The sequence below is a fragment of the Streptomyces sp. XY431 genome (assembly GCF_001279805.1).
In the GTDB taxonomy this organism is placed as follows: Bacteria; Actinomycetota; Actinomycetes; order Streptomycetales; family Streptomycetaceae; genus Kitasatospora; species Kitasatospora purpeofusca.
Genome location: NZ_LGDO01000508.1, coordinates 1 through 22,539, shown reverse-complemented (window position 1 = coordinate 22,539; position 22,539 = coordinate 1). Strand labels below are relative to the sequence as shown.

The window sequence follows — 22,539 nt, the reverse complement described above, 5'->3', positions numbered from 1 at the left end:
CATGGTGACACTGGAGGGTGGGGGCATGGCCAAGGGACGTACGGGGTGGCGGCCTGACCTGCTGCGTGCGCAGCGGGAGGCTCACGGGTTGACGTTGGAGAGGGCGGGGGAGAGGCTGCGTCAGGTCGCCGAGGAGGCGAGGCTCAAGGGCATCCCGGCCGCGAATCCGCAGACGTTGTGGCAGCACGAGCAGGGCGAGGTTTACCCCGGTCCGCACTACCGGCGGGCCTATTGCCTGCTGTACCGGGCGACCGACCCGCAGCTGGGCTTCCGCGCGGCTCTGCCGGGGGAGGAGACATCGTTCCGCCTGACGCCGGCGAGCGACGACCACAACGGAACTCATGTGCTCGCCGTCGAGCGGGCGATTCACCGGATCGCGGCTGGCAGCGACGAGGCCGACCACATGGGTGTGCAGCAGCGGATCCTGGACGCCTGGAAGCGCCGGCACACCGGGGGCGACCCGCACCGCCCGGTCGTTGTCCTGGTCGGCGGGTATGCCGGCAGCGGGAAAACGGAGTTCGCGCGATTCCTCACCCAGCTGACGGGCTGGCCGCTGCTGGACAAGGACCCGCTGACCCGGCCGCTGGTGGAGAGGCTGTTGGTATCGCTGGGTGGCGATCCGCACGACCGGCACACCGATCTGTACCGCGAGCAGGTGCGTGACCTGGAGTACGACTGCCTGATGCAGGCCGCCTGGGCCAACATCAACTGCCGGATCAGCACGGTCCTGACCGCGCCGTTCATCGCCGAGATGACCAACGCGGACTGGATGCAGCGACTCACCAACCGGTGCGCGTCGCTCGGCGTCGATGTCGCACCGATCTGGGTCCAGTGCGACCCGGAGTCGATGCGCGAGTACGTCGCCTTCCGGTCCGCGGCCCGGGACGCCTGGAAACTCGGGCGGTGGGACGAGTACCTGCAGACGATCGATGTCGACCTGCGGCCGGCCGTGCCGCACCTGGTGGTCGACAACCGGCTCGGCGCCGCAATCAGCCTCGCCGACCAGGCCCGGCAGGCGATCCGGGAGGTGTACGCATGAGCACCGCACCCACGCGCGGCGTGATTCTGTACGGGCCGCCGGCGTCCGGGAAGGACACCGTCACCAGGGCCTTGAGCGACATCGACCCGGTGTTCTCGCTGTTCTCGCGGGTGAAGGTCGGACCGGGCCGGTCAGCCGGTTACCGGATGGGCGACCCTGAGCTGCTCGAGGAGCTGCGGGCGTCGGGCGCGGTCGTGTACGAGAACTCCCGCTACGACAGTGTGTACGTGACGGATCGTCCCGGCCTGGACAAGGCATTTGCGCACGGCGTGCCGGTGATGCACCTGGGGCAGGTCACCGGGGTGCGGGCGGTGCTCGACCGCTACCCGGCCCAGTGGCTGACCGTCCTGCTGTGGTCTCCTCGAGAGGTGACCGAGGCGCGATCGACCGGCCGCGGCGACGCGGACACTCCGGCGCGGCTGGCCGCGTGGGACGCGACCCGGGCCGACCTTGACGCCAACCCCGACTTCCGCTTCGACCTGACCATTCGCACGGACGAGGTTGGGCCCGAGGCCGCCGCCGAACACATCCGCCAGGCGCTCACCGCACCGCGTGGCGACCTGCTTCTGGTCGACTTCGACGACACGCTGATCGACCGCCTCGCCGCAGTGACGGCTTGGGTGGCCAGGTACTGCACGAAACACGATCTGGGGCCGGCGGTCGAGCAGCGGATGCTCGAGGCCATGCGGATCCGGGCGGACCTCGACGTGATCGAGGGCCTGTGCGCCGAGCTCGGTCTCCCGGAGTCGCCGAGCGGGCTCTGGTCTCGGTACGAGCCGGAGCTCTCCGCCCTGGTGGCGCCGTTCCCCGGCGTGATTGAGGCCCTGGCCACCGTACGGGAGGCCGGCCACCAGGTCGTCGTCGTCACCAACGGCGGCGGGCAGATCCAGCGCGCCAAACTTGCCGCCTCCGGCATCGCCGATGTGGTCGACGCCGTGTGCATCTCCGGCGAGACCGGCTTCCGGAAGCCGGCGCCCGCCGCCTTCGAGGCCGCAGCTGCCTCCGTTGGCCGGGACCTCTCGCAGGGCGGGTGGATGATCGGCGACAACGCCGACCTCGACGTCGCTGGCGGCCGGCAGGCCGGGCTGCGCACCGTCTGGATCTCGCACGGCCGCAGTTGGCCGGGCGGCGTGGAGCCGGACTTCGTCGCCTCGACCGCGGTCGAGGCGCTCACGCACATAGGAGGGGCGCGGTGACGGAGGCCCAGCCCGTGCTCGCCGTGCTGCATCCGGGCAGCATGGGCGCGGCAGTCGCGGCCTGCGCAGCGGCAACCGGGACCCAGGTCCTGTGGTGCCCGGCCGGGCGCAGCGCGGCGACCATGCGGCGTGCCGCCGAGGCCGGACTGGAGCCGGTGTCCGAACTGGGCGTGCTGCTCGAGCGGGCTGCGGTCGTGCTGAGCCTGTGCCCGCCGGCCGCCGCCGAGGACGTCGCCCGCGAGGTCGCCGAACTCCGGTTCACCGGGGTGTTCGTCGAGGGCAACGCGATCAGCCCCGAGCGGTCCCAGCGGATCGCCGACCTCGTTGGTCGCAGCGCGCGGGCGGTACTCGACGGCTCCGTGATCGGCTCCCCGCCCGTTGGCGGCAAGCACACGCGGCTGTTCCTTTCCGGACCGCCCAACGCCGCCGCCCTGGTGACGGCGATGTTCGCCAGCACCGCGATGTCGACGCCGTTCCTCGGTGAGGAGATCGGTCAGGCCTCGGCACTGAAGGTCGCCTACAGCACGTACCAGAAAGCGTCCCGGGTGCTCGCCGCGCTCTCCTACGGCCTGGCTCAGCATCACGGTGTCGACCAGGCGCTGCTGGACGTGGCCAGCAAGCGGGCCGGCAGCTACCTGGTCGAGACCGACTACATCGCCAAGACGGCCTCCCGAGCGTGGCGGTGGGCACCGGAGATGGACGAGGCCGCCGACACTCTGCGCGAGGCGGGCCTGCCGGACGAAGTGCTGCGCGCGGTTGCCGCGACGCTTCGGCGCTGGACGGATGCGAAGGACGCCAGCGAGCTCTCGGTCGAAGGCGCCCTGGAAATGCTGATGCCGCAGCCACTCGACCCACATGGTGAGGGGATATCGATGCCATCTGCCTGACAGGCAGTGAGGCGAGGACACGCCCCGAAAGTGCTCGGAGTACGCCCGGGCGGGGCTAGGCTCGCCTGGTGCCCTCTGGGCGCCCGCACACAACTCCAGAAATGCGAAAGCGGCCCCTCATCCGCCAAGATTTGGGCCGCTATCGCTTCCAGATACTGCGTCGTCACGACGGTAGCAGGCATACCCGTCCGCGGGCGAGAGACACCCGTCACTCGCCCAGGTTGACCGCTCCCTGCTAACCGCCGCGTGCCGGCGCTCCACCCGAGAGGTAGCGCCCCCTTGCCCGGCCCCATCACGCAGTGCAACCACATCGCCACTCCGGCGTTTTGCACCCCGCTCAACGTCCAGACCGGGACGTTCCTGGTGGCCTCCGCCGGATCGGGGGTTGCGGAGTGAGCGCCCAGGCCACGATCGAGGAGCTCCGCGATCACGCGGCCATCAGCCAGCGTGGCCCGGTCAGTTCGGTGCCTGTGCACGCCCATATGCGCAGCGGTCCGACCCGGGTGGAGTACCCGTTGGACCTCATGATCTTGGTCGAACTGGGCTTCATGCTCGGCGAGCAGGCCCGTCGGCCGAAGGACGCTCCGCCGCTCGTCGTCACCCCTGTCTCGCTGATCGAGCGGCTGCAGAGCCAGGGTGTCGTCAGCGGGAACGGCTCCCGGCTGGTCTCCCGGGACTCGGTCTACGAGTCGTTCAAGCGGTTGCGGGGCAAGGGCTACATCCGCCTCATCAAGCTGCGGTCCGAGGACGGCCGGCGCTCCGCGGGCGTGGCGTACGAGTACTACGAGTGGCCCGCATACAACCCCGACTACCGGCCTGCCGCCGATCCGGCCGACGGCGAATCTCCGCAGGTCAGGTCTGCTTCCGGCATTGACGGAAACGCGAACGCCGGAAACAGGGAGCAAAACGGCACAAAAAAGCGATCTCCGCAGGTCAGATCTGCTTCCGGCATTGCCGGAAGCGGCATTGCCGGAAGCAGGAGTCGGAAAACGGCGTTTCCGCAGGTGGGAGCAGCTTCCGGCATTGCCGGAAACCCCCCACACCCCCCGGGGGAGGTAGGAACTACCTCTCCCCCCTCCCCTCACGGGCGTCACTCTCGTGACGCGGCGGCTGCGCCGAGGAGGGGCCGCGCCGGTGCTTCGGCCGAGGCCACCGTCGAGCCGACGCCGGTGGATCCCGAGCAGTTGCTGGCCGCGGTCGGTTTCCTGATGCGGCTGCCCGGCAAGTGGGCGGTCGGCCGGCTGAAGGCCCGCAACCTGGCGCCCGAGTTGGTGCGCGCGGTCGCGGACACCGGCTGGAAGTTGGACGCCTCGCTGCGCGCCTGGCTGACCCGGGCCGAGGACGGCAAGGCAGCTCCCCGTGTTCACGGCACGGTGCTGGAGTTCCGGGTCAAGAACCTGGAACTTCGGGAGTCGGTGTTCGCAAGCGAGGAGAGCGCCGACAGCGAGCGGGCCGCCGCGCTGCCCGGCCAGGCCCGTCCGCAGGACAAGCCCCGCACGCCGGACTGGTGCGGCAAGTGCAACAACGGCGAGAAGCCGATGAGCCTGATGATGCGCACCATCGCGGACCCGGACCTCGAGAGCGACAAGGTCATGCCCTGCCCGGACTGCCACCCCTCGCGGGCGCGGTTCGCGCACTGAGCCCAGAACGCAGCACGGCGGCAGGGAGCCCCTGGAGAAGGCCCGGCCGCCGCAGACCCCAGCTAGGAGCCTGGACATGACTATCCCCCAGCAGCACACGGATCTCAACGACGACCAGGTGCCGGACGACCTGGATGCGCCCGAGGACCCGTACGAGGACCAGGGCCCCGGCCTGCGGAAGCGACCGCGCGGGAACCGGGCGAAGAAACCCGCCGACGACAGCCGGGCCGACGGGCTGGGCGGCATCGAGCGGGTGCCGCCGAACGACCTGGCGGCGGAGAGGGCCACCCTCGGCGGGATGCTGCTGTCCAAGGACGCCATCGGCGACGTGGTCGGGGTACTCCAGCCCGGTGACTACTACCGGCCGGCCCACCAGCTGATCCACGACGCGATCCTGGCGCTGTTCGCCAAGGGCGAGCCAGCCGACGCCATCACTGTCGCCGGCGAACTCACCCGCCGCGGCGAGCTCGTCAGGGCCGGCGGCCCCGCCTACCTCCACGGGTGCGCGAACGGCGCGGTGGGCGCCAGCGCCGAATACTACGCCGGCATCGTCCACGAGCGGGCCGTCTTCCGCCGCCTCAGCGAGTCCGGCACCCGCATTGCCAACATGGGCTTCACCGGCGAGGGCGACGTGCACGCGGTCGTCGACGCCGCCCAGTCCGAACTGTTCGACGTCCTCGGCCGCGACTCCTCCACCGAGATCCGCCCGCTCGGGGCCACCGCCGACTCCCTCGCCGACCGCATCGAGGCCCGCAAGAACGCCAAGGGCGGACTGCAGGGCGTCTCCACCGGCTTCCGGGACCTGGACGCCCTCACCGGGGGCCTGCGGCCGGGCCAGTTCGTCATCATCGCCGCCAGGCCCGCGATCGGGAAGTCCACCCTCGCGGTGGACTTCGCCCGCGCCTGCTCGATCGAGAACAAGATCCCCTCCGCGCTGTTCTCGCTGGAGATGGGCCGCGAGGAGATCGAGGAGCGGATCATGTCCGCCCACGCCCGCATCACGCACCACCACATGAAGACCGGCGACATGACCGACGACGACTGGTCCCGCTTCGCCCGCTACTACGACGACTACGCCAGTGCACCGCTGTTCATCGACGACAGCGAGCACCTGACCGTCATGGACGTCGCCGCCAAGGCCCGCCGGCTCAAGCAGCAGCACGACATCGGCCTGATCGTCATCGACTACATCCAGCTGATGAAATCCGGCACCCGCAGCCCCGAGAGCCGCCAGCAGGAGGTCTCCGACATCTCCCGCAACCTCAAGCTGCTTGCCAAGCAGCTCAAGGTGCCTGTCGTCGGGCTCTCCCAGCTCAACCGCGGACCCGAGCAGCGCACCGACAAGAAGCCGCTGGTGTCCGACCTGCGCGAGTCAGGCTCGCTGGAGCAGGACGCCGACATCGTCATCCTGCTGCACCGCGAGGACGCCTACGAGAAGGACTCTCCACGCGCCGGCGAGGCCGACCTGATCGTCGCCAAGCACCGGGGCGGCCCGACTTCCACCATCACCGTGGCCTTCCAGGGCCACTACTCCCGCTTCGTCGACATGACCCGCGACATGACCTGATCGTTGAACAGGCCCGAGAAAGGCCCTGAGTGCCCCTCAGAGCACCTGTCCCGCCACCACCGCGCCGCCGGTCGAGCACGCCGCTGGTCGACACGCTGAAGACGTTCCACTCGCCGCCCGACCGCCTGACGAAGGATCTGATGTGCACGTCGACCTGAAACTGGGCGACCACCCGGTCGCCAACATCCGCGTGAGGGGCGGGCTCTTCGGCGAGGACTGGCCAGCCGAGCGGGAACACCTGCCCGGCTGGGGCGCACTGATCGAGGTGCCGGCCGTACTGGAGATCCTGGACCTGGTCGTCGCCGGCCACCTGGACATTGCCCGCGCCCGCCGGACCATTGCCCACATCGGCGAGCGGACCGTCCGCAGGATCGACCCGCACGGCTGCGGCACCAAGGGCTGCACCGACGGCAACCACTGCCGCGGCGAGTTCGAAGAGGACCGCCTGCGGGAGGTTCTGCGCCGAGACCGTGCCGACGCCGCCCTCGCCGTCGAACCGACACCCGCAGACCAGCCGGCCACCCACCCCTGCCAGCCGTGCGGCGACTGCGCACGCTGCTCCTGCTTCGACGGCAACATCGGCATCTGCCAGCAGTGCCAGCTGACCCGCAGTGCCCGAGCCCGCGCACACCAGGACCTCTCGCGCTGGAACACCGGCCTGGCCGCCGGCAAGACCTACGCCCGCACCGAACGCCGCCTCCACCGCTGGAACTGCCCCACCCTCGGCAACCCCGAAGACCGCCTCGCCGACTTCGAAGCACTTCTGCAGGCCAACCGCGGCCGAGCCGACTGGACACCCCTGCCCGACCTGCACAGCGCGGACGAACTACGCCGCCAGGGCAACCAAACCCGACGCTGCGCCACGTGCGGGCCGGACCCGCTGTAGATGACCAGGGGCGCGTAGGCCACCCCCGGGTGCCGCCGCAGGGGTGGCCGCCGCCGGCCTCGCGCGAAGCTCCCTCGCGGTTCCCGCCCCTGCGGCGGCACCGTCCCTTCCGGATCGAAAGGAAGTCCGCCATGACCAGCACCGATACGACCGACATCAACTCCGCGATGGACTCGCTGCAGGTCGCTGCGACTGCCCTGATCGCCGACTACTCAGACATCGCCACCAGCGGCCGCCTCGCCGAGCACCCGGACCTGGTCGACCACCGCCTCGGCCTGGTGCTGGAGATGCTCGCCGCGGTCCAGGCCGCCGTGCAGGCCGAGCGCGCCAGCGGCGAGTGGCCCGCACTGCGGGGGCACCCGGGCGCCGAGCACGACCAGCTCGCAGCCGAGTACGCCCACCACAACTGCGACTGCCCGCACTGCTTCCACGGAGGCGGACCAGGCGACGAAGAAGGCGACATCTGGATGTGACCGGGCAGGGAGCTCCGGCCCGGGCCGCTCTTTTCCTGACATGAAGCCAGTGCTCCTGTACGTTGCTGCTTGTCGCCCTTCGCGGCGGTGCACCTCTCACCTCGCAACCCTGGTCCGGGTCCCCGGCCCGGGCGTCACGCGGATACGAGAGGAGACCTAGGTGACGGACGACGGGCCGACCCGAACTCAGAGGCTTGGGCGGTGGCTGCGGCGCAACGCCGGTGTCATCGCCGCCCTGGCAGCTGTCGCAGGGGTGGCGATCGCGGCAGTGAAGTAAGGCTGCCGGGCGGGAACCGCTGTGCGGTACTGGAGTCACGCTGGTGGATTGACGCCCCTCCCGCCCATCACGAAGGCCCCCGACCAATCGCAACTTGGTCGGGGGCCTTGCTGTCCATTCACACACGGCGCAAACCGTGTGTCAAAGGTGCTCGCACGCTATCGCACAGCCATCTGGGTCGTGGACCCGTTCATCGGACAGCCCTGGCGAACTGGCCCCGGACTGTCCGGGGTCGTCAACCTGAGTCACCTCAGTTCTGGATCCGGTCGTTGGTCGGACACGGGGCAGCCCGAAGGACCGGGCCCGGGTTCAACGGCTGCCGTAGCGGGCTCGGCACGAGGCGCAGGCGTGGGCGGGCCGGGGTCCGTAGCGGTTGATGGGTGTTCCGCAGCCCGCGCACGGTCCCAGTTCCCAGGGTTTGCAGCCCGCCTGGGAGGCGGTGGCCTGACGCTGGTCCCAGGTGATGTCGATGGTCGGGCACTCGCTGGGCGGGCGTGCGGCGGCCGGGGTGGGTGGGGGTGCGGTCCGGGTGATGGTGACGGCCGGGCGTATGGTTTCGCCCGAGTCGCGGGGTGGTTGTGGTGCGGAGCGGACGTCGGATTCGTCGCGGTTCCTGGAGCATTCGGCGTCCCGTTGTTCGGGAATCCGGATCCGGTTCTTCGGTGCGGGCTCGGGCTGGTCGTCCTGGCCGCCGTTGTCGGTGAAGAGGTCGAAGTCGGTGTTCGATATCCAGAACCGCAGGGTGCGCTTGCTCTGTTTGGTGGTGAGGGGGACGTAGTCGCCGGCGGCGATGTCGCGGACCAGGTCGTCCAGCTGACGGGCGCGCGGTTCCCAACGGGGGTGCCAGTTGCCGCAGCGTCCGTGGCGGCGGACCGGGCACGGGTACGGGTTGGTGGGGTCGCACCTGTCGAGCTCGAGGCCGCGGACGCCTCCGCGTACGAGCATGTCGCGGTCGTTGAGGATCGCCTCGGGCGGCAGGTTGTCGGTGCGGCTCCAGTGCACGTGGTCGATCAGTGGCGCTTTGGGGTCGAGGACGTGCCAGACGGGGGTGACGCCCTGGTCGCGGGAGGCGAGGTCGCGCCGGCGGACCGCCGGGGCGGTCGAGTAGGAGAGCTGGGGCTCGAAGCCGATCTGCCGCCCGCCGGCGCCGGTGACCAGGACGTCGGTGCGGCGCCGGCCGTCCGCGGCGCGCACCTCCAGCTCGGCGTGGAAGCCGCCGAGTTCGGCTGCCCGCGCGAAGCGCTCCTTCAACGCCTTGTGCTGGTCGCTCTCGCCGTCGCCGTGGTCCCGTTGGTCGCGGTTGTGGTGGGCGGCGATTCTGAGGCCCCGCTTGGCGTAGAGGTACATCCATTCGATCTGGTCGGGGTTCTGCTTGTAGCAGGTCGGGCAGTAGAGGCCTCGTTCCTCGACAGGCCGCTTGTCGGCGAGCAGGAGCTCCCAGAGACCTTTGTACTGGGGGTAGCCGAGGTCGGCGCGGTCAAGGTCCAGGAGTCCGTCGACCAGGACGCAGAAGACGGGGTTGCGCTTGTAGTAGGACGAGTCGGCCGTACTGTCCATGGAACCTCGTCTCAGTTGTCAACTGCGCACGAAGAGAAGCCGATTATGCCTCGCGGCACTGACAATTCGACCCCAGCCTGCCAGCACGGAACCGGTGGCCGGTCTCGCATCCAACTAGACCGAACAATTGAACGAATTTAGTGCTGGAGCCAGTCCTGCCACGGACTCTGATAACCACGAGCAAACGATTGCCGTACGCCACTAGAGTGAAACGACGCCGGATACCCGGACTCCAAGAGGATCTGCGAACTCACACAATTGCCTCCGGAGATCCGGCCGATCGAAAGAACCCCGCCCGGCGGTCGTAGCGATCGACGATCCATCAGATAAATCGGGGCATAGAGAACGAACCGGGCGGAAGCCCTACAGCGAGGATTCGATGTGAGCGGCCACGAGCAAGCAGCAGAACTTCCGGTCATTGCCGCCGAGGTGCCGAGGAACCTGGAGGCGGAGCAGGCGGTTCTGGGCATGATGATGCGCTCGAAGGACTTCATCGCCGAAGCGGTCGAGGCGATCCGGCCAGCGGACTACTACCGGCCCGCCCACGAACTCATCCACTGCGCCGTCCTCGACCTCTACGCCGCCCATGAGCCCGTCGACCCGTTCACCGTCGCCGCCAAGCTGACCGAACGCGGCGAGCTGGTCAGATGCGGTGGCGTCAACTACCTCCACAGCCTGGTGAACAACGCCAGAAGCATCGCCCACGCCGCGCGGATGCTCGGCCGCGTCCGGGAGACCGCGCTGCGCCGTCGGCTCACCGAGGCAGGGCTACGGATCGACGAACTGGCGCAGAGCGAAACTCCGATCGACGATGTGGTGGCCGCCGCGGTGGCGGAGGTCTTCGCCGCGACCGATCAGGATCCGACGGCGACCGTGGCCAACCTCGCCGATGTGATGGAGGGAGCGCTCGACGAGATCGAGGCCATCGGCACGGTAGGCAGCCCGTCCGGGATTCCTACCGGGTTCCACGAGCTGGACCAGATGACCGGGGGATTGCGGCCCGGGCAGCTCGTCGTGATTGCTTCCCGTCCTGCTATGGGCAAGAGCACCCTTGCCCTGGATGTCGCGCGCAGCTGCGCGATCCATCACAAGCTGCCCGCGCTTCTGTTCACTCCCGAGATCGGCCGGAACGAGGTGGCGATGCGCCTGCTCGCCGCCGAGGCACGCGTGCCGCTCCACCTCCTGCGCTCGAGCAACATGACGGACGACGACTGGACACGGGTGGCACGTCGCATGCCGGACGTGTCCGAAGCGCCGCTGTTCATCGACGACTCACCGAAACTGACGTTCACCGAGATCCAGGCCAAGTGCCGACGCCTCCGACAGCGCAACGACATCCGGCTGGCAGTCGTCGACTACGTGCAGCTCCTGGACTATGGCCTTCGCAGGTTCCAGAGCCGCTACGAGGAGATCAACGAGATCTCGCGGCACCTCAAGATCCTCGCCCGCGAGCTGGAGATCCCCATCGTCCTGCTGTCACAGCTCAACCGGGGGCCCGAGCACCGGATCGACAAGCGGCCCCAGCTCTTCGACATGCGGGACTCCGGCACCCTGGAGGACGACGCGGACCTGGTGATCATGCTGCATCGCGAAGACGCCTACGAAAAGGTATCCCCCCGCGCCGGTGAAGCCGATCTCATCGTCGCCAAGCACCGCGGGGGGATCACCGGCACGATCACCATCGCCTTTCAGGGGCACTACAGCCGTTTCGTCGACATGGTCCGCGAGCGTTCCCTGCCTGAGCAGCAGCACGGGGAGGCCGACGAACCGACCGAACCGGCTCGGCCCACCGAGTAGGGACCGACACGCCACCGTCCCGCCTCGCAGGCATCAGTCAGGCGGGGCGGCGGGCTCCGGGTCGGCCACGCCCGCGCCGGACTGGCCCGGCCGGCCGGGGCACGATGACAGGGATTCCGGCCCGCTCGGCGGCCCGGCGGCGTACAGCGCCCGCGCAGAACACGCAGGCGTTGTCGGCGGTGGGGTCGGTCGGCGCGCCGGGGTGGATCTCGCAGCCGGAGGTGTTCCGCGGGCGGGACAGCTCCCGGGCGATGCAGAAGGCCTCGTGGAGGGCGTCGGCGACCTCGGCGAACTCGGCGTCGGCGGAGCGCAGCGACAGCGAGTAGGACAGGTCGTTGACGGTGTTCATCTGTTCGCGGAGGCGGGTGAGGTCGTAGGGGCCGTCGGGGACGGGGTATCCGAGGCCGGTGGTGCGGGCCGGCGGGGGGACATTGGCGGGGTGGGTGCCGCGGCGGCGGGCGCTGTTGCACAGCAGGCAGCGGGTCCAGCCCTGCGGTGCTTCGGGGTCGACGGCTCCGTCGGGGTGGACGGGGCAGCCGGTGCGGCTGCGGGGCGGGGCGAGGTTGCTGGCGACGCGGAACGCGGCGTACAGGTCGTCGGTGACGGCCTCGTACTCGGCCGGGTAGGCGTCGACCCACAGGCCCCGGACGGCGTCGCCGATGGACGCGAGCTTCGACCTGAGCTCGTTGAGGAGGAACGGCCGGCCGGTGGGGACGGAGTAGCTCTGGGACCGCTGAGTCTCGCTCATCGGACCAGAGTCGCACGCGGCTTGGGCCGTTCCAAACCCGGAGCGCATGACGATTCGGATACCGTGCCGTCATCCGGTACGCGGCGGGTGAGGGGCGGGGAGAGTGCAGTGAGCGAGCGTCAGGGCATCGACGAGGCAGTGGCAGGGCTACCGACGCAGCGAGGATTCGCCGGGAGCCCGTTCGAACTGCTCGACGAACGCCGCTTCCACTCCCCGTGGCCGCACCTCGACCCTGTCCTGCAACTCGGCCCCGGCCGGATGGTGGGCATCGGCGCCCACCGCGGGCACCGGGAAGCGGCAGCAGGTCTCGAGCTTGCGCTGCACACGGCCGGCAGCGGACACAGCACCCTGCTCTTCGCCCCCGACCTGCCCGTCCGCAACGCCGTCCCGAACCTGCGCATCGAACGGCCGACGGCACCGACACCCGAGCGGATCCGCGAGATCGTCAACACCCGCATCGCTCTTCGCCAGCGCCCGGACGTCGTGGTCGTCGACCATTTCGCCCTCCTGCGTCCGGACCCGCCGATGTACGAGCCGAGCGGCTACGACCCCTGGGACGACCCCGCCGAGGACGAGCGCGACCCGGCCGTGCAGGAGGCCGACGAGATCGGCCGCCAGCTGAAGCTCCTCGCGACCCGCCACGATCTGGCGGTCGTCGTCATGGCCCACATCGCGCGCCCCTTCAGGAGGACCGAGGCGCCGACCGTCGACGGCCTCGGCCTGGCCGCCTCCCTGGAGTACGACGCCGACGTCCTGCTCCTCCTGCACCGGGCGGACGACCGGCGGGTCGATGTCCACGTGGCCAAGAACCGAACCGGCCCCGCGCCGCACCAGTTCACGACGGACTGGTGAACGGATCACCCTCGCGTCGAAGGAGAAGGAACAGTCATGCACAGCAAGCAGCGGTGCGACGAGTGCGGCTCGACCGGAACAGCCAAACGTCGGCACCAGGACCTCGACCTGATCGCCTGCGACGACTGCTGGCCCCCGGAGAGGCTTACCTCACCGGAGCACGGCTGGCGCCGACAGGACGACTACGGGTACGGACTGGAATACGCCCCGACCGAGTACAGCGAACCCTCCAACCACGACCCGGTCGACGACCCCATCGGCGACCCCCTCGAGGAGGCCTTCGAACAGGCCTGGCGAGAAGGCCGTATACCAAGAGACAGCCCGACTGCCCACATGTGGCAGGAACTGCGTCAGCAGCGGCGGCACAGGTAAGCAGCCACTCTCGCCACGACGCGGACCGCACCGGAACTCCACCCCGGTGACGCACCACCACCGCGTCCGGGGACGAACAGACAGGAGAACCACAGCCCGTGGCAGAGATGAAGACGTACCTGGATGACGACCGGAGCTGGCGAGGCCGCACAATCACCGTCCGACCCTCACGCTGGTACGCCTCCGTCGTACTCGACCGCGACGGCTACGTCGACACCCTCCACACCCGGGGAGACGACCCGGAACTGGCCACCGACTTCATCGAGGCCGCAGAACGCTTCAACGACCGAGCAACGAACCGGATCTGGTACGAGGGCTACTCCGGCGACTTCTTCACAGGCGCCAGCGCCCGCAGCGTGAGGCTGTTCACCCCCTTCACACACGTGGAAGCTGTCCGCGAAGCACTGCGGACAGCAGAACTCGACCAGAACTACCAGGCACTCCACGACCTGAGCGAACAACTCGCACTGCCCGTCGACAAGTGGCTCGGGCCCGGCGAACGCGAACTCCTCCGCGGCACCGACTTCTCTCCGCCGCCCGCCGTCTTCCTGCGCTTTCTGCGCGCACAGGCCAGCCACCGCGGGCTGCGCCTCAACGGTCGCGCCGAGGCCGGCAGCGTTTGGGTGCGCCCGACCCTACCGGCATCCCAGAAGCGGCTTCGCGAGGCTTTCCCCGATCGGTATCCCGGTTGGGTGGACCACTGGAGCGGGCACGTCGAACCGGACGACACCGCCTGGCGGCCCTGGGTGGGTGGCAGGGAGCAGGACCTCAGCCGAAGCGCTCTACCGGTTCAGTTCCGCGACGTCCCGGTGCAACGTGCCGACAAGTGCCCCTGCGGATTGCGTCGGGGAGGCGGGTTCGACAGCGAGCACCCCGCCCGTCATGCGCAGTGGGCGTTCGGTGTCCAGGTGCCGAAGAACATCGAGTTCCCCATCGCACTGGCTGTCGTGACGACTCAGTCGCCGATCGCCTGGAGGCGGCTTGCGGGCCGGGTCGGGCAGCTGCCACGTCGTGAGGGCGGCTACGACTTCAACTCGTGGTCGCACGACATGGGTGAGCCGGAGGAAACCCCGGAAAAGTTCCGGGCCTACCTGCTGCAGGACGACGACCACGTCGTCGGCTACCTGGCCGCCCACGACACAGACAGCCACCGCTGGCGGGAACTGGCGAAGGATTCCGGCCACGGCGAGTTGGACGAGACGAAGCGGCCGTGCATCGACATGATCTGGGTGGCAAGCACATACCGCCGCCACGGTGTCGGAAGACTTCTCCTCCAGGCTCTTGCCGACGACTTCGGGTGCACTATCGCCGATGTGTCCTGGTCGTCTCCAGTCTCCGAAGCCGGGGAGCACCTCGCTCGCCGCGTCAGCCCCAGCGGCATCTGGATCAGCTGAGACCTGTCTAGCCGGTACAAGCCTCTCTCGGCGTGCGCACTGGATCCGTCCGGTCAGCAGGCATTCAAGTGCGGCCTGTCGTGGGCTGCCGTCAACGAACATGGGGACGAACGCTCTCCGCAGATGACCTGTGTGTCGGCGCAGAGCCCCTTGCTGTGGCTCTGCGCCGGCCGTCTGGTCGGTTGAGCGACCGAAGATATTGGGATGGGTGTCGTCCGGCGCGCCATGTTCAAGCACGTCTGAGATGAAGGGTGCGGCAGCCGCGGCACCCAAGCCCGATCGGACCGTGATGACTATTTCCCCCGACGACTGCCTCTCCTGCGGGAGAACGGGCATCGCTCTGGCTCGGCGGAACGCCGCATTCACCGACTCAGCCCATGCCAATCCAGCCCTGTGGTGCAGCCGATGCTGGTCCGCAACAACCCTGCAGGACCGCTTCGTCCTCATCCAGCAGACGCCGCTTGAGGAATGGACCAGGAGGCGATCATATGGACGCGCTGCCCAGGACACGCAGGACGTGGTGCAGGAGACAATGCTGCGCGTTCTTGTGGCGTTCCCTCACCTGACCAAGCCCGAGCGAGCCATGTACACCATCGCTCGACGGGTTCTCCACCAGCAGGGGCCGTTCCAGGAGAATGAGGTCTTGGCAGACATCGTCCCCGAGGTCCGTGATCGTCGAGCGGAGGCAGACCTGGCGATGGTTGAGATGACAGATGTTGTCCGCCGAGCCTTGAACGCTCTTCCAGAGGGTGAACGCTATGCGGTCCGGGAGCATACGCTGCAGGGGCGCCGGGCCGGAGATGTAGGTCGGGACCGTGCACTGGCAAAGAGCACAATCACCGTCAGCGCTCGACGCGGGATGGCAAAGATCCGTCTCCTCTTCGACAGGGAGGTCCTGACACCGCCGCTGAGCTGGCTCCCAATCTGGTGCTAGCTCCAGTCCAGAGGCTGAGGCTGTCTGCAGTCCGCGCACTGAGAATGCTGTTGGCGTCTGGCCGGGCCTTGGTCATCAAGTAGGGGACAACGAAGAGGGCGTCGGCCGCAGCCGACGCCCTCGATCATCTGTCGGGAGCCTCTCGGCTCCTGTGCCGGCGGTCCGGCGCGAGACCTTGGCCGCTGCAACGGCCGGTCCGAATCCCGTGTGCTGAGTAATCGACAAGCCCGGGCAGCCAGTCGGTGAACCATGGTCCGGCATGGGGGCGTCCATGGGCAACGGCAGATGGGACACCCGACGGACCTTTGAATTAATTGAGTTGTTTCAAAGATGCTCTGACCTGCAAGGATGGCGAGTGTTGTACAAGGAATTTGGACTCAAATAAAAGATCGGGACATGGACGATCTGAATCAATTGAACGGAAGTGACTTGACCTTCCGGGCCCGTTACTGAAAACCTTTTCTGAGCGTCCGTCACCGAGGCCTGCAAGCCGACGGACTCGTGCTGAGTGATCGACAACCCGCAGGAGAACCAGTCATGCCCATGATCGTTTCGCGTCGCCACTGGCGGCGTCCTCGCGCGCTCCCGGTCGGCGTCACCGTCGTGGTGATCGTGCTGATCGTGTCCGGCGCGCTCTTCCACCCGGCCGTCCTGGCCGATCCGCTCGTGCTGGCCGCGGTGAAGTCCGCCGTGACGGTCACCACCGGCGGGCTGACGATGCGCGCGCTGCACATCCGCACCCGCCGTCGCCCCCGGACCGCGGGCCTGTAGCCGGTGGCCGGCCGGAAGAAGGCCGGGGTCGCCCAGGGGCCGGCGGAGGAGCTCTCGAAGTTCCTGCGCCGGCTCCGGCGGCGTCCCGACGGCAGCGAACTCACCTACGCGGAGATGGCCGACCGCCTCGGCGGCCGGCGGTTCTGCTCGGCGCCCACGCTCTCCCGCTCCGACCAGGGCGGCGACCGGCTGCCCCGGATCGAAACGGTCGACGGGTACGCGAGGGCCTGTGGGGCGACCCCCGCCGAGATCCAGCACGCACGCCGGCTGCTGACCACGGCCCAGCGCAACCAGAAGCGGGCCCGGACCGCAGCTGAGTACGCGGACCCGGGACAGGGACTGCGCGCCGCACGCCGTCGGTACCCGGCCATTGCACCCCACCCCGACTACATGCGCACCCCGCTCGACTTCCAGCACGGTCTGCGCGCGTACCGGCGGGAGACCGGCGGGCTCTCGGTGCGGGCCATCGCCGAGAACGCCGAGCTGAGCGGCCTGCCCATCACCAAGAGCACGGTCCAGCGGATGCTGACGCACGGGACGTTCCCGCAGTGGCAGCAGGTCGAGGCCCTCCTCACGGGATGCCGCCCGGGCAAGCTGCCGGACCTGGAGCCGTGGCATCGCGCGTGGCGCAGGATCTTCGGCCCGACCACCGCCCGGAACCCGCAGACCCACTGGGAGACGGTCCGTGAGCTCCTGTCCGGGCTCGTCCACCAGAGCCCTTCGGACAGGCTGTTCCTCTACGACCACTTCACTCGCTCAATGCCTGCGCGAGCCTCCGAGGTGGTCGTGAAGCCGGCAGTCGATCACCAGCAGGACAAGTTGCTCAGGACACTCTGGGATCTGGCCAACGTGAGCAGGGCCCGGCCCGGGGGGCCATGACCGGATCGGCTTCCCGGGGCACGGAAACGCCCCTCGCGGCCGGGTGCGCCGTCAAGAAGGCACTGGTTACATTCTTCGGGTGGATGGAGTTCGCTTTCTGATCACAGCCTGGCGGGCCAGGCGGACACGAACAAGGGCCAGCACTAGGTTCTGTCCGGCGGATCATGGTCCAAGCGATGAGGCACTGTCGGCGGTCTGGGTGGGGGCTGTGGGGGATGCTAGAGGCCTGACTACAAAGGGAGGTCCCAGGTGGCGATACCGCCGTGGTGGGAAGAACTGGTAGGTGTCAGCGACATCCTGGTGGATGCTGACCGTGCCGAGGTCGAGAGCTGGCAAGGTGTCGTTGGCGACACCGTTGCGGAGGATCAGGACGATGTTCCGCCGTTGACGGTTCGGCTGGGCACCCTGGGGACGGCCTATGGCGAGCATGCGGCCGAGTTCACTTCGGAGCAGACCCAGCGGCTGTTCCAGCTCCTGGAGGAGATCCTGGTGAAGGGCCGTGAGGAGGACGGGAACGCCGTTGCCACCGGCTTCTTCGAGGCGCTGTTGAACGCCTGGGACAAGGGGCTCGACCTCAGCTCCGTCTGGGCGGTCGTAGGCCCGCAATCCCGCGCTTATTGCCTTGCCTGGAACGCCTTCACGGGTGTCGACACTCCTGGCTGGATGCGCTGAGTCCTGGCGGCTCTTCAGGAGCGGAGCCACAGGCGTATGGATGCGACCGTGACAGTGCCGTGGAAGACGTAGGCGCTTGTCGTACCCACGGGCCGGGGCTGCTTGAGCCGGTTGATCGTGCGTTCAACCTCGTTCCGCCGCTTGTACATCTCCTTGTCGAAGCCGGCGGGTCGGCCCCCTTGGCTACCCCAACGTCGGCGGTTGGCGCGCTGGTCCTTCGGCTCCAGCCCACCGACAAGGTGCTCGCGTTCCTCGACCGCCTGTGAGCCGTGAGCGGAGCCGGGGATGACAGTCCGCTTCGATAGCCTGCGGCGGTGGCTGACGGTTCGTTGAAGTTCCTGATCGATGCCGATCACGGGCAGTTCTACGTCCAAGACCTTGAGCCCTACGACGCGTGGATGGCCGAGTGTTTTCACCGGAGTGAAGTACCCGACAAAATCACCTGCATCACGGGCGAGCAGGTGGGGTCATTGCCGGCTCCTGTCCGCAGCATCGTCACCAGGACTGAACGGTACCGGCGTGGCCACGACCTGCAGAGCCCGTGACCGGAAGTCGATGGCGGCTTCGGGCTGCCCGTCGGCGTCCAGCACCGCGGCGGCAAGCCCATACGCGCTGGCAAGCGCGGGCCCGTAGGCGGCCTGATCGCCCGACAGGTACGGGCCGACCGTCTGGGTCGCCGGCGCCGGCCCCGGCGGGCGGGGCGGAGAGAGTGGCGAGGGCACCTGCCGCGAGGGTCGCCGTGAGCAGGCGGGCGCGCCGGGCCCGGGGGAAGGTCTTGGAATGCATGGGGTCTTCCTCATGATCTTGGTGGATGGCCACTGGCGACCGGTCAGCGGGTGAGGGTCAGGTCTACTCCTTTTCGCGAGGTTGACGACTTGGGTGCCGTTCTCGGAGTCGAGGGTGGCCCGGACCGGACGGCCTTCGGCTCGGACGAGGAACGTGCCGGGATCTCGACGGTGAGAAACTCGCCGGCCGGGTTGGCCTGGAAGCAGATCCCCGTGCTTGCGGGCGGGCGTGGTGCCCGGCTTCGGACATCACGCCCGCCCGCTGAGGGGATCGGGTGCTCAGTCGGTGCTGGCTGCGGTGATGGCCTTGACTCCGGTGGCGCCGCCGGGAATCTCCTTCCAGGTGGTCCAGAGGCTGGTGTTGTAGTTGGCGTCGCGGGTGTAGACCTTCTTGTCCTCGTTGACGGCGTAGATGTGGCCTGCTGTGGCTGCCGGGGTTCGGTGGTCCCTTCCCAGACGAGTGATGATCGCTTCCCGCCCAGGACCAAGCCGGTGCCGCAAGTTCTGTCGGCGATGCGTGCGTCGTCAGTCGGCGGCAGGCGCATCTGCTTCCAGGGCGCCACGGAAGCAGATTTCCAGGCGGTCCAAAGCATCGAGCACCCGGTCGAAGACGACGGTGGAGGGCCAGGGTGGGGGCTCAGGGGGCCGAGACCAGGCCAGGTGGACGACTGCGACCTGGTAGCGGCCCCGGCCGGTTCGGGCGTTCTCGTCGTCGAGGCGAACGAGCACCTCGTCGCAGGCCCCGCACTCCAGCCAAGGCGTGAGCTCGATGCCGTGGAGGGTGTGTCCCGTTGTGATCTCCCGGGAGAGCTCTCCCTCTACAGCCGAGGCGCGGGGCGAGCCCTCGATCTCCCGCCACCATTCATCATCTGCTTCCAGGTCAGGGCACCAGCGAAGCGCGGACGCGGCCTTGGCCGCCACACCGAACGCTGCGGCAAGCTCCAGGACTGCTGCCCGGTCCGCCCGTAGCAGCGGCGTGTGTCGGTCGGAGAGGATCTCGGCCACGTCCTCGACGGCGAACTCCCACTCGCCGGCGTCCCAGGTCGACAACACGCTGGCCCCCGGGGCGGTCGGGTCAAGGAGGCCAACGAGCCGCAGAAACTCTGGGCGGTGGAACATCCAGGGAGCCGTCACAGCGGCTATTGCATCAAAGCCCTCAGCGTCTGGCCAGGGCGGCCTTCCCAGGTGCGGCCAGCGTCGGGAGTACCTACCGTGGCTGACCCCCGCCTGCGCGGGGAGGACGGGGTGGAGCCGGGCCAGCTGCAGCGGATGGACGGCTGACCCCCGCCTGTGCGGGGAGGACTCGGCCGCACGCTGGCGGGCCTTCGGGTTGGGCGGCTGACCCCTGCTCGCGGTGGGGAGGTGGTCAGGTGAGGCGGCCGAGGTGGATGACGACGATGGTGACGGTGTGTTCGGTGATCTCGTACATGACGCGGTAGGGGCCGACGTGCATGCGGCGCAGGTCGGGGGAGCCGTAGGAGGTGGATCCGGTGGGCCTGGGGTCGGTGGCGAGGAGGTCGACGGCGTCCATGACCAGCCGCAGGCCGGCGCCGTCGTCCTTGAGGAACCGGGCGGCCGCATTGATCGCGGGCTCGTCCCAGACGATCGTGTAGGTCACCCGCGCTCCAGGCCCAGCTGTGCGCGGACGTCGTCGTGGGGTGCGGTGTGCGTGGTGCCGGCTGCCTGGCGGGCCCGGTACTGGGCGAGGGCGAGGGCGTCCTCGAGGTCCGCGAGTTCCTGGGGATTGATGAGGACCGCGGCAGGCTGGCCGTGATCGGTGATGGTGATGCGCTCACGGCCGTGGGAGGCCCTGCGGACCAGGGTCCCGAACTTCGCCCTGGCCTCCGTGATCGGCAGAGTATCGTTCATGACAGAACTGTACACTTCACGCGCCTTTCCCGGTGCCATCAATCACTACGGGCAACCCCCGCCTGAGCGAGGAGGACCTTCGCGACCTGCACCGTTCAGAGCTGATTTGCGGGGTGCCTGGCGTTCCAGGAGTCGATGACTGCTGTCCGTTGGTCGTCGAGGTTCACGATGTCTTCGGGGGATGCTGGGGCGAAGATGTCGACGGTCTCGGTGGCCGCGCTCGATGGTCCCGGGCGGCGAACATATGCCTGTCGCCCGTTGGTGAACTGTCGTAGTTGTCCGGAAGGGTGGACGTTGGGCCGAGCCCCTTGGCAGCACAGCAGACGGCCGTCACGTTCCAACTGCCGTCGGGCCTGGGTGAGGCAGTCGAGATAGTCGGTCCCGCTGAACTCCGTACATGAGCCGGTATCGAGGAGCGCGATGCGAGCCGCGGAAAGACCGGCGAGGTAGATGCGGACGTGACCGACCAGGCCGGCCGCATCAACGGTCTGGAGGCCTACCTCCTCGGTCCACATCGGCCGAGGAACGCTGCTGGTGTCTGTCCTGTTCTGCTCGGGCAGGTGATTCATGTCGACCATGATCCCTACCGTTCGTAGGCCAGGGAAGCACTCACCCGCCACCAGGACGCGTGGGCCGGACCCGCACGCCCTGCGAGCTCCGACTGACCCCTGCGGATGCGGGGAGAACCGTGGCACGGCGCTCCACCTCGGCTGCCCCCGCGCTCGCGGGGAGGACGGCGCGCTGCTGATCGGCATCGGCCTGTACCTGGGCTGACCCCCGCGCTCGCGGGGAGGACCACATCACCGTGCCGCCGACGAGGGCCTTCGCCGGCTGCCCCCCGCCTGCGCAGGGAGGACGAGGTCACCCACGGATTCCTCCACCCGCTGGTCGGCTGACCCCCGCCTGCGTGGGGAGGACTCGTACAGCGTGACCATGGCCTCGATGTTGCGCGGCTGACCCCCGCTGGCGCGGGGAGGACGTCTTCGTGAGTAACGCTTCGCCTGGACCGGTCGCCCAGGACGGCTGGGTCGCTGCCTGGCGGCTTTCCGGGCCGGGGGATGTCACCGTATCCGGATGGTGGCGCAGGTGAACAGGGTGTCCTGGAGCAGGGTCGGGGTGATGGCGATCCCGGTGAGGTGTTCCGCGAGTGCGAACGCCGCTGGTGAGGACAGGTCCGTTTCGGGGACTTCCTCCTCGAAGTGGAAGCCGGTCTGCTGCATGGCTTCCAGGAGTTCGTCGGGTGTGGTGCCCCAGCGTTCGTCCGGGTACATGGGGTCGAAGCAGAGGCGCAGGACCTGGTCCTCCGCCCAGAGGAACGTGCCGAGGCCGTTGACGTTGAGGAAGTGGGAGACCCAGCAGGCCCCGGCGGAAGCCGGGAGGGCCCGGTCCTCGGTGACACCGAGGTAGCCGTTGGGTTCGATCAGCAGCGTCCAGGCGCCGACGGTGGTCGTGGCGACCAGCTGGCGCTCGCCCCGCTCCGGTTCGTCGTGCGCGAAGGCGGCGTCGACGACCGCGGCTATGCCGTGCAGAGGAGCCTGCGGCCGGCCGTCGAGCCGGGACAGCAACTCGGTAGGTGGCAGGCCGCGGACGAGGGTGAAGCAGTACGCCTCGGCGATGTCCGGAAAATCGTTCTCGAACCACGCGTAGTCCGCACCTGTCCTCGTCATACCGTTCATCCTCCACCCCACCTCCGACAACACGAGAAGCTAACCCCCGCGCTCGCGGGGAGGACATTCGAGCCAGCCGCACCGCCTCGCGGTAGTGCGGCTGACCCCCGCGCTCGTGGGGATGATGAGGACCCGCGTTTTGGCTCTGCCCGGAGTTCCGCGAGCGTCCTGGGACGTATCAGCAATCAGGGCAGTCCGGCACATCGGGCGGGTCGGGAAACGTGCGGTTCCCCTCGAGCCAGTCGGTGAGCCATTCCGCAAGGGTGAACCTCTCCGG

23 protein-coding genes and 1 pseudogene are annotated in these 22,539 nt (G+C 68.8%); 15 read left to right on the top strand and 9 right to left on the bottom strand.

Annotated features, from left to right (window positions below; all coding sequences use genetic code 11):
• The first annotated feature begins 25 nt into the window (after positions 1–25).
• The 7 genes from ADK60_RS37365 to ADK60_RS37335 all read left to right on the top strand — a co-directional run bounded on the left by ADK60_RS37365 (position 26) and on the right by ADK60_RS37335 (position 7,688).
• Positions 26–1,039 carry a P-loop nucleotide/nucleoside kinase family protein gene (locus ADK60_RS37365; protein WP_053651259.1) on the top strand — a complete coding sequence of 338 codons (1,014 nt, stop codon included), beginning with the start codon at positions 26–28 and terminating at the stop codon, positions 1,037–1,039.
• A complete protein-coding gene (locus tag ADK60_RS41295) occupies positions 1,036–2,235 on the top strand; it encodes an HAD family hydrolase (RefSeq protein ID WP_063783387.1) in 1,200 nt (399 codons plus the stop codon). The genes ADK60_RS37365 and ADK60_RS41295 overlap by 4 nt, the downstream gene beginning before the upstream one ends.
• Entirely contained in the window at positions 2,232–3,122 is an 891-nt protein-coding gene (locus ADK60_RS37355; RefSeq protein ID WP_234371455.1) for an NAD(P)-dependent oxidoreductase, read from the top strand. The genes ADK60_RS41295 and ADK60_RS37355 overlap by 4 nt, the downstream gene beginning before the upstream one ends.
• A 392-nt stretch (positions 3,123–3,514) precedes the next feature.
• Positions 3,515–4,762: a hypothetical protein gene (locus ADK60_RS45375; protein ID WP_159400737.1), complete on the top strand. Its 1,248-nt coding sequence runs from the start codon at positions 3,515–3,517 to the stop codon at positions 4,760–4,762.
• Between the two features lie 76 nt (positions 4,763–4,838).
• Complete coding sequence (gene dnaB / locus ADK60_RS37345; protein WP_053651257.1) at positions 4,839–6,329, top strand: replicative DNA helicase; 1,491 nt, start codon at positions 4,839–4,841, stop codon at positions 6,327–6,329.
• A 142-nt stretch (positions 6,330–6,471) separates the two neighbouring features.
• Complete coding sequence (locus tag ADK60_RS37340) at positions 6,472–7,215, top strand: hypothetical protein (RefSeq protein ID WP_053651256.1); 744 nt, start codon at positions 6,472–6,474, stop codon at positions 7,213–7,215.
• Between the two features lie 131 nt (positions 7,216–7,346).
• On the top strand, positions 7,347–7,688 hold the full coding sequence (locus ADK60_RS37335; RefSeq protein WP_053651255.1) for a hypothetical protein: 342 nt from the start codon (positions 7,347–7,349) through the stop codon (positions 7,686–7,688).
• Between the two features lie 586 nt (positions 7,689–8,274).
• Here ADK60_RS37335 and ADK60_RS37330 read toward each other — a convergent pair.
• On the bottom strand, positions 8,275–9,522 hold the full coding sequence (locus tag ADK60_RS37330; protein ID WP_053651254.1) for a competence protein CoiA family protein: 1,248 nt from the start codon (positions 9,520–9,522) through the stop codon (positions 8,275–8,277).
• A 381-nt stretch (positions 9,523–9,903) separates the two neighbouring features.
• On the opposite strand from ADK60_RS37330, the gene dnaB (ADK60_RS37325) reads away from it, so the two are divergent.
• Positions 9,904–11,319, top strand: a complete 1,416-nt coding sequence (gene dnaB, locus ADK60_RS37325) for a replicative DNA helicase (RefSeq protein ID WP_053651253.1) — start codon at positions 9,904–9,906, stop codon at positions 11,317–11,319.
• 37 nt (positions 11,320–11,356) lie between these two features.
• On the opposite strand, the gene ADK60_RS37320 is transcribed toward dnaB (ADK60_RS37325), so the two are convergent.
• Positions 11,357–12,067 (bottom strand): hypothetical protein, encoded by a 711-nt coding sequence (locus ADK60_RS37320; protein WP_053651252.1) that lies wholly within the window; start codon positions 12,065–12,067, stop codon positions 11,357–11,359.
• A gap of 108 nt (positions 12,068–12,175) precedes the next feature.
• On the opposite strand from ADK60_RS37320, the gene ADK60_RS37315 reads away from it, so the two are divergent.
• The 7 genes from ADK60_RS37315 (at position 12,176) to ADK60_RS37285 (ending at position 17,941) form a co-directional block, all read left to right on the top strand.
• The gene (locus tag ADK60_RS37315; RefSeq protein WP_053651251.1) at positions 12,176–12,919 is read left to right on the top strand and encodes a DnaB-like helicase C-terminal domain-containing protein; all 744 of its coding nucleotides are present in this window, start codon (positions 12,176–12,178) and stop codon (positions 12,917–12,919) included.
• Positions 12,920–12,955: 36 nt separating this feature from the next.
• Positions 12,956–13,291: a hypothetical protein gene (locus ADK60_RS37310; protein WP_053651250.1), complete on the top strand. Its 336-nt coding sequence runs from the start codon at positions 12,956–12,958 to the stop codon at positions 13,289–13,291.
• A 107-nt stretch (positions 13,292–13,398) separates the two neighbouring features.
• The gene (locus ADK60_RS44210) at positions 13,399–14,685 is read left to right on the top strand and encodes a GNAT family N-acetyltransferase (protein ID WP_234371457.1); all 1,287 of its coding nucleotides are present in this window, start codon (positions 13,399–13,401) and stop codon (positions 14,683–14,685) included.
• 517 nt (positions 14,686–15,202) lie between these two features.
• On the top strand, positions 15,203–15,619 hold the full coding sequence (locus ADK60_RS45370; protein ID WP_159400736.1) for an RNA polymerase sigma factor: 417 nt from the start codon (positions 15,203–15,205) through the stop codon (positions 15,617–15,619).
• A gap of 537 nt (positions 15,620–16,156) precedes the next feature.
• Positions 16,157–16,390 carry a hypothetical protein gene (locus ADK60_RS37295; protein ID WP_053651247.1) on the top strand — a complete coding sequence of 78 codons (234 nt, stop codon included), beginning with the start codon at positions 16,157–16,159 and terminating at the stop codon, positions 16,388–16,390.
• A 3-nt stretch (positions 16,391–16,393) separates the two neighbouring features.
• Entirely contained in the window at positions 16,394–17,269 is an 876-nt protein-coding gene (locus tag ADK60_RS37290) for a helix-turn-helix domain-containing protein (RefSeq protein WP_053651246.1), read from the top strand.
• Positions 17,270–17,518: 249 nt separating this feature from the next.
• Complete coding sequence (locus tag ADK60_RS37285) at positions 17,519–17,941, top strand: DUF7674 family protein (RefSeq protein ID WP_053651245.1); 423 nt, start codon at positions 17,519–17,521, stop codon at positions 17,939–17,941.
• A gap of 14 nt (positions 17,942–17,955) precedes the next feature.
• On the opposite strand, the pseudogene ADK60_RS42730 reads toward ADK60_RS37285, so the two are convergent.
• The 7 genes and pseudogenes from ADK60_RS42730 to ADK60_RS37250 form a co-directional block, all read right to left on the bottom strand.
• Positions 17,956–18,165, bottom strand: a pseudogene (locus ADK60_RS42730) (IS5/IS1182 family transposase); the annotation flags it as partial.
• An 840-nt stretch (positions 18,166–19,005) separates the two neighbouring features.
• Positions 19,006–19,227, bottom strand: a complete 222-nt coding sequence (locus ADK60_RS37275) for a hypothetical protein (RefSeq protein WP_053651243.1) — start codon at positions 19,225–19,227, stop codon at positions 19,006–19,008.
• A gap of 24 nt (positions 19,228–19,251) precedes the next feature.
• On the bottom strand, positions 19,252–19,860 hold the full coding sequence (locus tag ADK60_RS37270) for a hypothetical protein (protein ID WP_053651242.1): 609 nt from the start codon (positions 19,858–19,860) through the stop codon (positions 19,252–19,254).
• 232 nt (positions 19,861–20,092) lie between these two features.
• Entirely contained in the window at positions 20,093–20,344 is a 252-nt protein-coding gene (locus ADK60_RS37265; RefSeq protein WP_053651241.1) for a type II toxin-antitoxin system RelE family toxin, read from the bottom strand.
• Entirely contained in the window at positions 20,341–20,595 is a 255-nt protein-coding gene (locus ADK60_RS37260) for a type II toxin-antitoxin system Phd/YefM family antitoxin (RefSeq protein ID WP_053651240.1), read from the bottom strand. Before ADK60_RS37260 ends, ADK60_RS37265 begins: the two co-directional genes overlap by 4 nt.
• 95 nt (positions 20,596–20,690) lie before the next feature.
• The gene (locus ADK60_RS37255) at positions 20,691–21,173 is read right to left on the bottom strand and encodes a hypothetical protein (RefSeq protein ID WP_053651239.1); all 483 of its coding nucleotides are present in this window, start codon (positions 21,171–21,173) and stop codon (positions 20,691–20,693) included.
• 483 nt (positions 21,174–21,656) lie between these two features.
• Positions 21,657–22,262, bottom strand: coding sequence for a DUF6461 domain-containing protein (locus ADK60_RS37250; protein WP_053651238.1), 606 nt, complete (start codon positions 22,260–22,262; stop codon positions 21,657–21,659).
• Positions 22,263–22,539: the final 277 nt, after the last annotated feature.